The sequence below is a fragment of the Sphingobium yanoikuyae genome, assembly GCF_034424525.1.
GTDB classification, from domain to species: Bacteria; Pseudomonadota; Alphaproteobacteria; order Sphingomonadales; family Sphingomonadaceae; genus Sphingobium; species Sphingobium yanoikuyae.
Map to the genome: position 1 here is coordinate 5052607 of NZ_CP139979.1, position 13710 is coordinate 5066316.

The 13710-nt window shown below is 65.9% G+C and carries 13 protein-coding genes; 7 read left to right on the forward strand and 6 right to left on the reverse strand.

Annotation, left to right across the window (positions count from 1 at the left end; genetic code table 11):
- Positions 1-22 precede the first annotated feature (22 nt).
- Entirely contained in the window at positions 23-1387 is a 1365-nt protein-coding gene (locus tag U0025_RS23600; RefSeq protein WP_004210181.1) for an amidase, read from the forward strand.
- Here U0025_RS23600 and U0025_RS23605 read toward each other — a convergent pair.
- From U0025_RS23605 to U0025_RS23615, 3 genes are read right to left on the reverse strand one after another with little or no spacing between them, the layout of a single operon-like run.
- Positions 1384-2103, reverse strand: a complete 720-nt coding sequence (locus tag U0025_RS23605; RefSeq protein ID WP_004210183.1) for a dienelactone hydrolase family protein — start codon at positions 2101-2103, stop codon at positions 1384-1386. The genes U0025_RS23600 and U0025_RS23605 overlap by 4 nt on opposite strands.
- 30 nt (positions 2104-2133) lie before the next feature.
- On the reverse strand, positions 2134-3132 hold the full coding sequence (locus tag U0025_RS23610; protein ID WP_004210185.1) for a 50S ribosomal protein L11 methyltransferase: 999 nt from the start codon (positions 3130-3132) through the stop codon (positions 2134-2136).
- 39 nt (positions 3133-3171) lie between these two features.
- Positions 3172-4503 (reverse strand): methyl-accepting chemotaxis protein, encoded by a 1332-nt coding sequence (locus tag U0025_RS23615; RefSeq protein ID WP_174320753.1) that lies wholly within the window; start codon positions 4501-4503, stop codon positions 3172-3174.
- Between the two features lie 235 nt (positions 4504-4738).
- Between U0025_RS23615 and sdhC the strand changes: the two genes are divergently transcribed.
- The 4 genes from sdhC (at position 4739) to U0025_RS23635 (ending at position 8025) form a co-directional block, all read left to right on the forward strand.
- The gene (gene sdhC, locus U0025_RS23620; protein ID WP_004210189.1) at positions 4739-5071 is read left to right on the forward strand and encodes a succinate dehydrogenase, cytochrome b556 subunit; all 333 of its coding nucleotides are present in this window, start codon (positions 4739-4741) and stop codon (positions 5069-5071) included.
- Positions 5071-5460, forward strand: a complete 390-nt coding sequence (gene sdhD, locus U0025_RS23625; protein ID WP_004210192.1) for a succinate dehydrogenase, hydrophobic membrane anchor protein — start codon at positions 5071-5073, stop codon at positions 5458-5460. The genes sdhC and sdhD overlap by 1 nt, the downstream gene beginning before the upstream one ends.
- The gene (sdhA, locus tag U0025_RS23630; RefSeq protein WP_004210194.1) at positions 5460-7274 is read left to right on the forward strand and encodes a succinate dehydrogenase flavoprotein subunit; all 1815 of its coding nucleotides are present in this window, start codon (positions 5460-5462) and stop codon (positions 7272-7274) included. The genes sdhD and sdhA overlap by 1 nt, the downstream gene beginning before the upstream one ends.
- Positions 7275-7398: 124 nt before the next feature.
- Positions 7399-8025 carry a hypothetical protein gene (locus U0025_RS23635; RefSeq protein WP_004210196.1) on the forward strand — a complete coding sequence of 209 codons (627 nt, stop codon included), beginning with the start codon at positions 7399-7401 and terminating at the stop codon, positions 8023-8025.
- A gap of 9 nt (positions 8026-8034) precedes the next feature.
- Here the strand turns inward: U0025_RS23635 and U0025_RS23640 are convergent, their stop codons facing one another.
- Both U0025_RS23640 and U0025_RS23645 read right to left on the reverse strand, forming a co-directional pair.
- Entirely contained in the window at positions 8035-8499 is a 465-nt protein-coding gene (locus U0025_RS23640; protein ID WP_004210198.1) for a hypothetical protein, read from the reverse strand.
- A complete protein-coding gene (locus U0025_RS23645) occupies positions 8496-8981 on the reverse strand; it encodes a copper chaperone PCu(A)C (RefSeq protein WP_004210199.1) in 486 nt (161 codons plus the stop codon). Before U0025_RS23645 ends, U0025_RS23640 begins: the two co-directional genes overlap by 4 nt.
- A 177-nt stretch (positions 8982-9158) precedes the next feature.
- On the opposite strand from U0025_RS23645, the gene dnaK reads away from it, so the two are divergent.
- Positions 9159-11057, forward strand: coding sequence for a molecular chaperone DnaK (dnaK, locus tag U0025_RS23650; protein ID WP_004210200.1), 1899 nt, complete (start codon positions 9159-9161; stop codon positions 11055-11057).
- Positions 11058-11160: 103 nt separating this feature from the next.
- Complete coding sequence (dnaJ, locus tag U0025_RS23655) at positions 11161-12300, forward strand: molecular chaperone DnaJ (protein ID WP_037491988.1); 1140 nt, start codon at positions 11161-11163, stop codon at positions 12298-12300.
- Between the two features lie 16 nt (positions 12301-12316).
- Here the strand turns inward: dnaJ and U0025_RS23660 are convergent, their stop codons facing one another.
- A complete protein-coding gene (locus U0025_RS23660) occupies positions 12317-13615 on the reverse strand; it encodes an APC family permease (protein WP_004210203.1) in 1299 nt (432 codons plus the stop codon).
- Positions 13616-13710: the final 95 nt, after the last annotated feature.

A 13710-nucleotide genomic window follows, 5' to 3' on the forward strand; every position in this document is an offset into this window, starting at 1 on the left:
GCAATAGATGGAGCATGGCGGCGTGACGCGACGGACGATCCTGCACGGCGCCGGTGGCGCCATGGCGCTCGGCATGGTCGGCGCGCCGGCCATTGCCAAATCCCGCCCGTCGCGCGAGCGTCTGGAAGCAGCGCTCGCGCGCATCGCCGACCCGGCGGGGGAGGGCAGGCGCACCTACCTCACCCTCTATGCGGACAGCGCGCGGGCGGCGGCGGACGCCGCCGATGCCCGCGCCGCTTCGCCGCTCTCGCCGATCGACGGCGCCATCGTCAGCATCAAGGATCTGTTCGATGTCGCGGGCGAGCCGACCCGCGCCGGTTCGCTGATCCTGGCCGATGCCCCGCCCGCCACCGTCGATGCGCCGGTCGTTGCCCGGCTGAAGCAGGCCGGTGCGGTGATCGTCGGCAAGACCAACATGGTCGAATTCGCCTTTTCCGGCGTCGGCGTGAATCCCCATTATGGCACGCCGGGCAATCCGGCCGACCGGGCCCGCGTGCCGGGTGGATCAACCAGTGGCGGCGGCGTCGCGGTGGCCGATCAGATGTGCGAGATCGCGATCGGCACCGATACCGGCGGCTCCTGCCGCATCCCCGCCGCGCTGTGCGGTGTGGTCGGCTACAAGCCGACCAAGGCGCGGGTGCCGACCGATGGCGCCTTTCCGCTGTCGCCCACGCTCGATTCGATCGGACCGATCGCGACCAGCGTCGATGCCTGTTTCCGCACCGATGCGATCTTGGCGGGCGAGGCGCCCCGCCGGCTCGACCTCGCGCCGCTCAAGGGGCTGCGCGCCGGCATTCCCCAGGGCCTGCCGCTGGCCGATCTGGACGCGACCGTCGCGGCCCGTTTCGCCGATGCGCTGGCGCGGCTGGGCCAGGCGGGCATGACGCTCAGCGACGAGGTTTTCCGGCAATTCGATGCGATGCAGGCGCTTCAGTCGCCGGTGCCGATCGCCTCGGTCGAGGCCTATGCCATCCATCGCGATCGAATCGCGACCCGCGCGCAGGATTTCGATCCGATCGTGCTGGCGCGGATGCAGGCGGGTCGCGACGTGACGCCCGAACGGCATAAGCAGATGCTGGTGGAGCGCGCCGCGCTGGTGCGGTCGATGGACGCGCGCCTGGCCGGATTGGACATATTGGTGCTGCCGACCACGCCGATCGTCGCGCCGACTCAGGCCGAGGTGGCGAATGCTGACGCCTTTGTCGCCCGCAACCGGCTGCTGCTGCGGAATACCGGCCTCGGCAACAGCTTCGACCTGTGCGCCATTTCCCTGCCGCTGCCGCGCGAGGGCGGCCTGCCGGTCGGTCTGATGCTGATGGCGCGGGCCGGGCAGGACCAGCGCCTGTTCGCGATCGCGGCAGCGGTGGAAAAGCTGCTGGCGGTTTAGCCGAACAGTTCGTCGAGGAAATTCACCATCGCGCGGAAGCTGCGGCGGTCGGCATCGGCGCTATAGGCCAGCCCCTTTTCGGGCATATGGACGCTCTCGTCGGTGAAGGCGTGGCCGGTGTGGCCATAGGCATGAATCTGCCAGTCGCAGCCCGCCTCGGTCAGTTCCTTCGCCAGGCCGACGGTCGCCTCGGGCGGCGCGATCGGGTCTTCCCAGCCGTGGCAGACCAGCAGCTTCGCGGTGATCGTGGCGTTGGGGAAGGGCGGTGCCTCATAGACGCCGTGGAAGCTGACGCCGCCGGCAATGTCGGCGCCCGCGCGGGCCAGGTCGAGCACGCATTTGCCGCCGAAGCAGAAGCCGATCGCGGCCGTGCGGGCAGCATCGACCGCCGGCATATCCTTGAGCAGCGCGTGGCCGCTCAGCATCCGGTCACGAAGCAGCGCGCGGTCGGCGTTGAGTTCGTTCATGTAGCGCCCGGCATCGGGATCCTCGCGGGTGGTGCGCTTGCCCTGCCCAAAGACGTCGGCGACCAGCACCGCATAGCCCAGCGCCGCGACCTTTTCCGCATAGAGGAAGTCGGCTTCCTTGGTGCCCAGGACATTGGGCACCAGCAGGATGCCCGGCACCGGGCCGGCGGCGGCATCGTCGACCACGGCGACGCTTTCGAACGGGCCGCCCGGACCGTCATGGATGATCGTCTGACGGGTGAGGACCATGAAAGCGTCTCCTGTGGATAAGTCGAAAAGTCAGATGCTGCCGAAGCCGGGGGCTTCGCCACGTGCGGCGGCATTGATGCGGCGGGGGCGTTTCCAGCCGATCTGCGGGCGCTTGCGCAGGCGCAAAGTCGGCCAATGGCCGCGATCGCTGCGTTCGGCGAGGCGCATGCCCTGCGCGCGATAGGCGGCGATCACCGCATCGGCCTGTTCGTTGAGCAGGCCGGCGAGCACGATCGTGCCGCCATCCTCCACCAATGCGCAGAGCGATGGCGCCAGTTCGATCAGCGGCCCGGCCAGGATATTGGCGATCAGCAGGTCATAGGGCGCGCGCCCGACCAGCGCGGGATGATCCACGCCGGCAGCGGTGCAGAGCGCCAACTGGCCGGCGCCCCCGCCCAGGGCAATGCCGTTCGCCACGGCGTTCTCGCGGCTGATGTCGACCGCCACCGGATCGATGTCGGAAGCAATCGCATGGGCGCGCGGCCACAATGTCATCGCGGCAAAGGCGAGCAGGCCGGTGCCGGTGCCGATATCGGCGACATTGCGGAAGCGCATGCCGACGCTGCGCATCCGGTCGATCATCGCCAGGCAGCCGGCGGTGGTCTCATGCTGGCCGGTGCCAAAGGCGCGACTCGCCTCGATCAGGAAATTGACATGGCCGGGCTGTTCGGGGTCGCTGGCGACATTGCGCACATGGAATCGGCCGGCGGTGACGGGCTCCAGCCCCTGCTGGCTCATCGTCACCCAATCCTCGTCGGGCAGCGCTTCCACCTGCGGCTTGATGCCCGATGCGCTGGGCACCAGGGTTTTGAGCAGCTTGATCGCCGCCGGGCTCGGCTTGCCCTCGAAATAGGCGTCGAGCTGCCACTTGTTCTCGTCGTCCGGCTCCGCCTCGCTGGTCATCAGCACCGGCGGATGCTCCATCAGGGCGAAGGCGGCGATGTCCCCGTCCAGCGCCTCCGCTTCGGCGCGGGTGCAGGGCAGGGTGACTTTCCAGCTCTGGGCGGCTGGCGCAGCGACATCATTCATGCCGCCGCCTTTAGACCAGCGGCAGCGGCAGGAAAAGGGTCAGGCGACCTGGCGGCCGAAGTCGCTGGAGGCATGCCGCAGGCTGGACAGCTTGCCCTCGACGCTCATGAAGCCGCGTTCCAGCTGGTCGATTTCCGATGCGACCACTTCGGTGTCCTGGCGGATCGCCGAAATGGTGGTCGACATCGAGTCGGCCGCCAGCGCGGTTTCATCGACGGCGGCGGTGATCATCGTCACGGTCTGGGCCTGGGCGTCCATGGCGTGGCGAATGCGCTGGGCACTGGCCTGCACTTCGCCGACGGTGTCGCGGATGCGCTCGTTGGTCTCCACCGACTGGCGGGTCGATGCCTGGATGGCGGCGATCTTGCCGGCAATCTCGTCGGTGGCGCGGGCGGTCTGGTTGGCCAGGCTCTTCACTTCCTGCGCCACCACGGCAAAGCCGCGACCGGCGTCACCGGCACGGGCGGCCTCGATCGTGGCGTTGAGCGCCAGCAGGTTGGTCTGGCCGGCAATGTCGCGGATCAGGCCCAGGATCGATTCGATCGACTTGGCATGGTCCGACAGGGTGGCCGACATGGAAACGGCGTCGCCCGATTGCGACGCGGCGCGCTGTGCCACTTCGGCGGCGCTTTCCACTTCGGTGCGCGCGTCCTCGATGGCGCGGATCAGGCCGGCCGAGGTGCGGGCAGCCTCGCGCATCGCAAGGGCGGATTGTTCGGCGGCTGCGGCGACTTCCGACGCCTTGCCCAGCATGCCGCGGGTCGCGGCGGAGGCATCCTTGGCCTGTTCGCGCAGCGATTCGCCCAGCTGCGACGCGCCGTCGATCTCGCCCATGATGCGCTGTTCGAACAGGACGCCGAACTGCTGGCGCGCATTGCGCTGGCTTTCGGCATCGTCGATCGCGATCACATTGGCCATCAGCCCGGCATCGACCATGCCGACCTGCGCCATGATGTCGACCAACCGGCGCCGGGTGGCGTCGTCGGCTGCGCGTTCCCAGATGATATCGGTCAGTTTCTCGTTGGCCGCGGCGACGGGCAGCAGCACGCCGCGCACCGAAATGCCGTGCTTGCGGGCGTGGCGGACGCAGGCGGTGGAGGACAGCGCCCAGTCGCCGGCGCTGTAATGGCGCAGCTTCTGGCGGACATATTCATGCGCGGCGGTCTCGATCTTCGCCAGCGTCGTGGGCTGCAACCGGTTTCGCAGGCCCGAACTGTCCATATAGGTGGAAAAGAAGGTGCGAGCGGCGACGACCGCATCGTCGGCAACCAGCTGCTCGATTTCGGCCATGCCACGGGCCAGATCACCGCGGGGGTCCACTTCGGCCAGCATGTGGGCGATGGCGTTCCTGGGCGTGGTGGCGGAAGTCATGGATTGCAGAACCCCAAATAGGTGTCAGGACGAACCAGGCGGTGATAGCGCCATTTGGTTAATCACTTCTTATTTGGGCGCGCGCATCGACATGGTCCGCGCGGCTTGCCCTTCGGCGTCTTCGCTCCTAAGGGGAGCGGACTCAAAGGACATAGCAGGGACCTGGGTAGACATGGCGCGAACCACAAGCCGGCCGCTCTCGCCGCATTTGACGATCTGGAAATGGGGGCCGGCAATGGCCGTCTCCATCATTCACCGCGTGACGGGCAATGGCCTGGCCACCGCCGGTGCTCTTGGCCTCATCTGGTGGCTGATGGCCGCCGCGACCGGCCCGGAAGCCTATGCCACCTTCGTCACCTGCGCGACCTCGCCGATTGGCTATCTGGTCATGGCGGGCCTGTCCTGGTTCTTCTTCCAGCACCTCTTCTCGGGTCTGCGTCACTTCGTGCTCGACATGGGTGCGGGCTATGATCTCAAGACCAGCAAGACCTGGTCGATCCTGACCTTCGTGCTGTCGACGATCGCCACCGCCGCCTTCTGGGCCGCGATCTGCCTGGGGAAATTCTGATGGGTACCGGAACCGGAATCGGCCGCGTCCGCGGTCTTGGCTCGGCCAAGCATGGCGCGCACCACTGGCTGGCACAGCGCTACACCGCCATCGGCAATCTGCTGCTGGTGCTGTGGCTGCTCTTCAGCCTGATCGCACTGCCCGGCCTCGATTATGAGAGCGTGGTCAACTGGATCCACAATCCGCTGGTCGCCGTGCCGCTGATGCTGATGGTCGTCAGCATCTTCATGCATCTGCGTCTGGGCATGCAGGTCATGCTGGAGGACTATGTCCACGACAAGGGCCTGGCCTTCTTCTCGATGCTGCTGCTGAACTTCTATGCCTATGCCGGCGCTGCCGCGGGCGTCTTCGCGATCGCCAAGATCGCCTTCATCGGGGTCGTCAAGTAATGAGCGAAGCCTACAAGATCATCGACCATACCTACGACACCGTCGTCGTGGGTGCTGGCGGCTCGGGCCTGCGCGCCACCATGGGCAGCGCCGAGGCGGGTCTCAAGACCGCCTGCATCACCAAGCTGTTCCCGACCCGCAGCCACACCGTGGCGGCGCAGGGCGGCATCGCCGCCTCGCTCGGCAACAACAGCCCCGACCACTGGACCTGGCACATGTACGACACCGTCAAGGGGTCGGACTGGCTGGGTGACCAGGACGCGATCGAATATATGGTGCGTGAAGCACCGGCGGCCGTGATCGAGCTGGAACATGCCGGCGTGCCGTTCAGCCGCAACCAGGACGGCACCATCTATCAGCGTCCGTTCGGCGGCCACATGCAGAATATGGGCGCCGGCCCGCCGGTGCAGCGCACCTGCGCCGCCGCCGACCGTACCGGCCACGCCATGCTGCACGCTCTCTACCAGCAGAGCCTGAAGTATGACGCCGACTTCTACATCGAATATTTCGCCATCGACCTGATCATGGAAGATGGCCCGAACGGCAAGGAATGCCGCGGCGTCATCGCCATCTGCATGGAAGATGGCAGCATCCACCGCTTCCGCAGCCATGCCGTCGTGCTGGCGACCGGTGGCTATGGCCGCGCCTATTTCTCGGCCACTTCGGCCCATAGCTGCACCGGCGACGGCGGTGGCATGGTGCTACGCGCCGGCCTGCCGCTGCAGGATCTGGAATTCGTCCAGTTCCACCCGACCGGCATCTATGGCGCGGGCGTGCTGATCACCGAAGGCGCGCGCGGCGAAGGCGGCTACCTCACCAATTCCGAAGGCGAGCGTTTCATGGAACGCTATGCCCCGTCGGCGAAGGATCTGGCGTCGCGTGACGTCGTGTCGCGCTCGATGGCGATGGAAATGCGCGAGGGCCGTGGCGTCGGCGAGCACAAGGATCATATCTTCCTGCACCTCGACCATATCGATCCCAAGGTTCTGGCCGAGCGCCTGCCGGGCATCACCGAAAGCGGAAAGATCTTTGCCGGTGTCGACCTGACCCGCCAGCCGCTGCCCGTGACCCCGACGGTCCATTACAATATGGGCGGCATCCCCTGTAACTATCATGGCCAGGTGGTGACGAAGGTCGGCGACGATCCGGAAGTCGTGGTGCCGGGCCTGTTCGCGGTCGGCGAAGCGGCCTGCGTGTCGGTCCATGGCGCGAACCGCCTGGGCTCCAATTCGCTGATCGACCTTGTCGTGTTCGGCCGCGCGACCGGCCTGTTCCTCAAGGACAATCTGAAGCCCAACACCCCGCACAAGCCGCTGCCGGCCAATGCGGCCGATCTGGCGCTGTCGCGCCTCGATCACTATCGCAACGCCAACGGCACCACCTCGACGGCGGACATCCGCATGGACATGCAGCGCACCATGCAGAAGCATGCCGCCGTGTTCCGCGACAGCGAATTGCTGGCCGACGGCGTCGTCAAGATGCAGGCGGTCAACAAGCGCCTGCAGGACGTCAAGATCGCCGACCGCTCGCTGATCTGGAACACCGACCTGATCGAGACGCTGGAACTGGACAATCTCATGAGCCAGGCCATCTGCACGATGGAAGGCGCCGAGGCCCGCAAGGAATCGCGCGGCGCCCATGCGCATGAGGATTTCCCGAACCGCGACGACGAAAACTGGATGAAGCACACCATCAGCTGGTTCGAAGGCTGGGGTGGATCGAGCGGCAAGGTGACGCTCGATTATCGTCCGGTCCACGATTACACGATGACCGACGAGGCCGAGTATATCAAGCCGAAGGCGCGCGTATACTAAGCCTCTGGCATCATGCCGGAAATTTGAAGAGGGCGGGCCATCTGGTCCGCCCTTTTTCTTTGCCCATTGCCAGCGCGCGATCAGGCTCTAGCTTGGGTGCCGATCGATCAAGGAGGTGCCGGCGATGCGGAAACCTGTTGGACGTCAGGGGATGATCCTGCTGCCCTTGCTGCTGACGGCAGCGGCTCCCCCTAAAGATGTGGACGCGGTGCTGGCGCTGACGCGGACAACGAAAGCGACATATGCGGTCTGCACCTGGAATGTGGTGACGCCCAGCGAGGAAGTGCAGCTCAAGGAATGGGCGGCCGAATATCATCAGGGCGACCGTCACCGGGTCGAAACCCCGCGCGACCGGATCGTCGCCAATTGCGCGACCGGGGAGGCGCAGCATCTCGACGTGCGCACTGGTGAAGTGTCAACTTCGCCGTCACTCGCGGCCGCCGCTTGTGGCGTCGATGCCAACCGCAAGCTGGTCGCTAAGGAGTTTCTGGGGCGGGAGACCGGCGGTCGCTATGGCCCGGTTTCGCGCATCGCGGTGGCCGATGAAGGCAATCTGCGCACCTATGATGTGCTCGACGACGGCGCGATCATCGCGGCGACGATCCATGACGCCAATGATGACGCGACGGAGCGGCTGACCAGCGCGGTCCTCACCTACAGCCACAGCCTGCCCGAAGCCGATATCTTCTCCACCGCCTCGCTCAGCCGCAGCGTCGTCCCCGACGGCTGCCGCAGCGGCCATGGGGGATGAGGGGAGCGATCAGGTCATGGCAAAAGGCAACAGCGCCCGATAAACGTCGATCCCCGGCTTGCCTTCCACCCGGCCACCCTGGCGCAGGATGAAGGCATGGCGGACGATTTCGGCCTGCTGCTCGATGCCATATCGGGCGAACGGCTTGCCCGGCTCGATCGCATAGTCATAGCGGCAGAAGGGGTGTCGCATCAGCGGCAGCCAATATTTGCCCGATCGCTGCGCCTGCCAGACATGAGTCATCTCATGGATGAACAGGCCCTGCAGGCTGAGCGGGCTGGCGCAGAAATCGTCGCAGAAGAGGCCGCCTTCGGGATGAAACCACAGGTCGCCATCGGGCGCCATGGTCACCGCGCGCGGCTGGAAAGGCCACCATTTGCGGTTGTGGACGCGCACCCGGTCATAGGCGATCGCGTCACCGAACATCGTCCGGGCGAGCGCGGCCTCCTCAAATGTCAGCGGACGGCTGGTCAATGTGCCTTATGCTCTTCCGTCGCATTGCCCGCAGCAGGGGCCGTCGGTGCGCTGCCGTCGGGCTTGCGGATCACCGCGTCGACCAGCAACCGGTCGCCGTTCGACATCAGGAAGGTGAGTTGCATCTTGCCCCGGCTGATCGCGGTATCGTTGACGCCCCAGATCATCAGATGCTTGCCGCCCGGCGCGAACGCGACCGTGCCCTTGGCCGGCACGTCGACGCTCTCGATCGGCTGCATCGACATCATGCCGTCCTTGCCGACGCTCTCATGCATCTCGACCTTGAGCGCATAGTCGGTCATCACTCCGCGCAACTGCACCCCGGCGTCGCCGCCATGGGCCACGAAATAGCCCGCCGACGGCGTATCCTTGTTGGGTGACAGCCGGACCCAGGCCTGGTCGACATAGCTCGGCGCAGGGTCGCCACAGCCGGCAAGGGCCAGCGGCGCGGCGAGGGCGATAAGGGCAAGGGGCGCACGCATGGATCAGGGCTCCGTGACTGTCTCGTTTCCGGTCAATGCCTGACTAATCGCGCCTGATCCTTGTGCCAAGCGAAAGCGCGCCTATATCCCTTGCGCAAACCGGCCTTGCCTTGGCGCTTACGTGAGGTATGGGGCCGTCAACCGCTGAATTTATTTTGGGGTTCAAAGAGGACACAAATGGCAAAAGTTATCGGTATCGACCTTGGCACCACCAACAGCTGTATCGCTGTGATGGACGGCGGTAAGCCCAAGGTGATCGAGAATGCGGAAGGTGCGCGCACCACGCCGTCGATCGTCGCCTTCGCCAAGGATGGCGAACGTCTGATCGGCCAGCCGGCCAAGCGCCAGGCTGTCACCAATCCGGACAACACGATTTTCGCGGTGAAGCGCCTGATCGGCCGCCGCTTCGACGATCCCATGACCAAGAAGGACATGGAACTCGTCCCCTATGACATCGCGAAGGGCCCGAATGGCGACGCCTGGGTCAAGGCCGGTGGCGAGGAATATAGCCCGTCGCAGATCAGCGCCTTCATCCTGCAGAAGATGAAGGAAACCGCCGAGAGCTATCTGGGCGAAACCGTGACGCAGGCGGTCATCACCGTTCCCGCCTACTTCAACGACGCCCAGCGTCAGGCGACCAAGGACGCCGGCCAGATCGCGGGTCTCGAAGTGCTGCGCATCATCAACGAGCCGACTGCGGCCGCGCTCGCCTATGGCCTCGACAAGCAGGACGGCAAGACCATCGCCGTCTATGACCTTGGCGGCGGCACCTTCGACATCTCGATCCTGGAGATCGGCGATGGCGTGTTCGAAGTGAAGTCGACCAACGGCGACACCTTCCTGGGCGGCGAGGATTTCGACGCCAAGCTGGTCGAATATCTGGCTGCCGACTTCAAGAAGGCGGAAAGCATCGACCTCACCAAGGACAAGCTGGCCCTCCAGCGTCTGAAGGAAGCCGCTGAAAAGGCGAAGATCGAGCTGTCCTCGGCCCAGTCGACCGAAGTCAACCTGCCCTTCATCACCGCGGACCAGAATGGTCCCAAGCATCTGGTGAAGACGATCACCCGCGCCGATCTGGAGCGTCTGGTCGCCGACCTCATCAAGCGCACGATGGAGCCCTGCAAGAAGGCTCTGGCAGACGCCGGCGTGACCGCCAGCGAGATCAGCGAAGTCGTCCTGGTCGGCGGCATGACCCGCATGCCCAAGGTGCGCGAAGCCGTGAAGGAATTCTTCGGCAAGGAACCGCACACCGGCGTGAACCCGGACGAAGTCGTCGCCATGGGCGCCGCCATTCAGGCCGGCGTGCTGCAGGGCGACGTCAAGGACGTGCTGCTGCTCGACGTGACTCCGCTGTCGCTGGGCATCGAGACGCTGGGTGGCGTGTTCACCCGCATGATCGACCGCAACACCACCATCCCTGCCAAGAAGTCGCAGGTCTATTCGACCGCCGACGACAATCAGCAGGCGGTGACCATCCGCGTGTTCCAGGGCGAGCGTGAAATGGCGGCGGACAACAAGCTGCTCGGCCAGTTCGACCTGGTCGGCATCCCGCCGGCACCGCGCGGCGTGCCGCAGATCGAAGTCACCTTCGACATCGACGCCAACGGCCTGGTCAACGTGTCCGCCAAGGACAAGGGCACCGGCAAGGAACAGCAGATCCGCATCCAGGCCTCGGGCGGCCTCAGCGACTCCGACATCGACCAGATGGTCAAGGATGCCGAGCGCTTCGCCGAAGAGGACAAGAAGCGTCGTGAAGCCGCCGAAGCCAAGAACAACGCCGAAAGCCTGGTCCACACGACCGAGGCACAGCTGGCCGAACATGGCGACAAGGTCGACGCCTCGCTGAAGGGCGAGATCGAAGCCGCGATTGCCGAAACCAAGTCGGCGATCGAAGGTGGCGACGCCGAAGCCATGAAGGCCAAGGCGCAGGAACTCGCGACCGTCGCGATGAAGCTGGGCCAGGCGATCTACGAGAAGGAGCAGGCTGCTGCAGCCTCGCCGGAGGCCGAAGCGCCGAAGGCCGATGACGGCGTCGTCGACGCCGAATTCTCCGAAGTGGACGACAACAAGGCGTAAGCCCCATGAAACGCTCCTCGACTTCGCTTCGGGCGGACAGGCTGGTTTCTGACCAGTGCATCCGTTCGGAGCGAGGCCGGGGACCGTGCGCGCCGAGGGCGAGATGACGACCGAAATCGACTATTACGAACTGCTCGAAGTAGAACGCACAGCCGACGGGGCCGCGATCAAGAGCGCCTATCGCAAGCTGGCGATGAAATATCACCCGGACAAGACCGGGGGCTGCACCGACAGCGAGGCCAAGTTCAAGGCCGTTTCCGAAGCCTATGACTGCCTGAAGGATCCGCAGAAGCGGGCGGCCTATGACCGGTTCGGTCATGCCGCGTTCAAGCAGCAGCAACAGGGCGGCGGTGGTGGCGGATTCCACGGCGGTGCCGGTGGTTTCTCCGACCTTGGCGATATTTTCGAGACGATCTTTGGCCAGGCCGGCTTTGGCGGCGGTGGTGGCGGACGCCAGCAGCAGCGCCGCGGCGCGGACCTGCGCTATGATCTCGAAATCTCGCTGGACGAAGCCTATCATGGCAAGAAGACCGAGATCGAGATCGAGGTGTCGGCCGCCTGCGACAGCTGCGAAGGTTCGGGCGCCCAGCCGGGCACCGGGGTCAAGACCTGCGGCACCTGCCATGGCCATGGCCAGGTGCGGGCGCAGCAGGGCTTCTTCGTGGTCGAGCGGACCTGCCCCAGCTGCCATGGCGCGGGCCAGGTGATCGAAAGCCCCTGCAAATCCTGTCGCGGCGAAGGCCGGGTCGATCGCCCCAAGACGCTGTCGGTCAATATCCCGGCGGGCGTTGACGAAGGTACCCGCATTCGCCTGTCGGGCGAAGGCGAGGCCGGCGCGCGTGGCGCGCCGGCGGGCGATCTTTACATCTTCCTGCATGTGAAGCGGCACAGCATCTTCGAACGGGATGGCACGACGCTATTCTGTCGCGTGCCGGTCAGCATCACGACGGCGGCGCTGGGCGGGATGATCGAAGTGCCGGGCCTCGATGGCCAGCGGCATGAGATCAAGATCCCGAGCGGCATCCAGTCGGGCAAGCAGATCAAGCAGCGCGGCGCCGGCATGCCGGTGCTGAACGGTCGCGGTCAGGGCGACCTGGTCGTCCAGGTCGATGTCGAGACGCCGACCAAGCTGACGGCCAAGCAGCGCGAACTGCTCGAAGCCTTCCGCGAGACCGAGACCGGCGAGGAATGCCCGCAATCGAGCGGCTTCTTCGGCAAGCTCAAGGAATTGTGGGGGGACTGATCCTCCCCACAGGACTTCAGGGCGTGGCGCTGGTGCGCCGCGCCCACCAGTAGAAGGGCAGGCCGCCTGCCATCAGCAGGAAGCTGGCGCCGCTGGGAATGAGGCCCGCACCCCATAAAGTCCAGCAGGCATAGGCGAGGCCAATCGCCGCCGCTGGCACGGCAATCCGCAGCCGCAGCGCGGCCAGCGCACAGCCCACATAGAGCCACAGGGTCGCCGATGTCGCGAGCAACGCCATGGCGGTGAACAAGGCCACCAGCCCCTGCAGGCTGTTGGCGACCAGCAGCAGGCTGGCAAGGATGCTCGACAATATCAGTCCGCGCACCGGCGTGCCGCGCGCATCCGTGCCCGCCAGCCAGGCCGGCAGTTCGCCGGCGCGCGCCATCGCCAGCGGCACTTCGCCTTGCAGCAAGGTCCAGCCATTGAGCGCGCCAAGGCAGCTGATGACGACGAAGGTCGCGATCAGGCTGGCGGGACCGGCCGACCAATAATGGGTGACATAGGCGCCGAAGGGCGATCCGGTCTGGCTTTCCGCGCCGGGCAAGGTGAGGGCGATGCCGGAACAGACGAACAGATAGAGCAGGCCGGTGATCGCCGTGCCGATCATCGTTGCGCGCGGGACGGTGCGGGCGGGATCCTTGACCTTGTCGGCGGCGACCGAGGCCGATTCAAAACCGAGCAGTGCCCACAGTGTCAGCGCGGCGGCGGCGGTGATGCCGCTGCCGGTAAAGCCCTGGGCTGGGAAGGGCACGATTTCCGCCGTGCCGCGCCCGATCGTCAGCGCCAGCAGCACCAGCACGACCAGGATCGGCACGACCTTGATGATCGTCGTCACCAATTGCGCCGTGCCGGCGGCATGGGCGCCGCGCAGGTTGATCGCGGTGGTCAGCCAGATGAAGCCGATCGAGCAGAGCGCGCCCATGCCCGGCCGGTTCAGCACCGGCAGCAGGCTGGACAGGTTGGCGGTGGCCGCGACCGCGATCGTGACATTGGTGATGATGATCGACAGCCAGTAGATCCAGCCGATCGCAAAGCCGGCCAACGGACCATAGGCGCGCGCGCTCATCTGCGCGGCATTGGCGTCGGGCATGGCGACGGTCAGCCGGGCGATCACGAAGGCGAGGATCAAGGAGCCGGCGATGGTGAAGACCCAGGCGGCAACCGCATCCCAGCCGAAGGGGGCGAGCGCAGCGGGCAGCAGGAACACGCCCGATCCGATCATATTGCCCATGACGAGCGCGATGCAGGCGGCCAGCCCCAGCGTCCGCACCGGGCGGTGGGGGATCACATCCTGTGCCGGCGGCGGGCTGTCCATCATCCCTGTCTATCGGTGAAAACGGGGCAGGGCCAGAGCGGATCGTTGCGCCTTCGTTCGGACTTGCATGGCGGCGCGCATCGGGTGATCCTTGG

Coding starts and splice junctions, on each gene's coding strand:
- sdhD (WP_004210192.1), top strand. CDS start 5,071: ATGGGTACCGGAACCGGAATCGGCCGCGTCCGCGGTCTTGGCTCGGCC.
- dnaK (WP_004210200.1), top strand. CDS start 9,159: ATGGCAAAAGTTATCGGTATCGACCTTGGCACCACCAACAGCTGTATC.
- sdhA (WP_004210194.1), top strand. CDS start 5,460: ATGAGCGAAGCCTACAAGATCATCGACCATACCTACGACACCGTCGTC.
- U0025_RS23615 (WP_174320753.1), bottom strand. CDS start 4,503: ATGACTTCCGCCACCACGCCCAGGAACGCCATCGCCCACATGCTGGCC.
- U0025_RS23610 (WP_004210185.1), bottom strand. CDS start 3,132: ATGAATGATGTCGCTGCGCCAGCCGCCCAGAGCTGGAAAGTCACCCTG.
- U0025_RS23635 (WP_004210196.1), top strand. CDS start 7,399: ATGCGGAAACCTGTTGGACGTCAGGGGATGATCCTGCTGCCCTTGCTG.
- sdhC (WP_004210189.1), top strand. CDS start 4,739: ATGGCCGTCTCCATCATTCACCGCGTGACGGGCAATGGCCTGGCCACC.
- dnaJ (WP_037491988.1), top strand. CDS start 11,161: ATGACGACCGAAATCGACTATTACGAACTGCTCGAAGTAGAACGCACA.
- U0025_RS23645 (WP_004210199.1), bottom strand. CDS start 8,981: ATGCGTGCGCCCCTTGCCCTTATCGCCCTCGCCGCGCCGCTGGCCCTT.
- U0025_RS23660 (WP_004210203.1), bottom strand. CDS start 13,615: ATGGACAGCCCGCCGCCGGCACAGGATGTGATCCCCCACCGCCCGGTG.
- U0025_RS23605 (WP_004210183.1), bottom strand. CDS start 2,103: ATGGTCCTCACCCGTCAGACGATCATCCATGACGGTCCGGGCGGCCCG.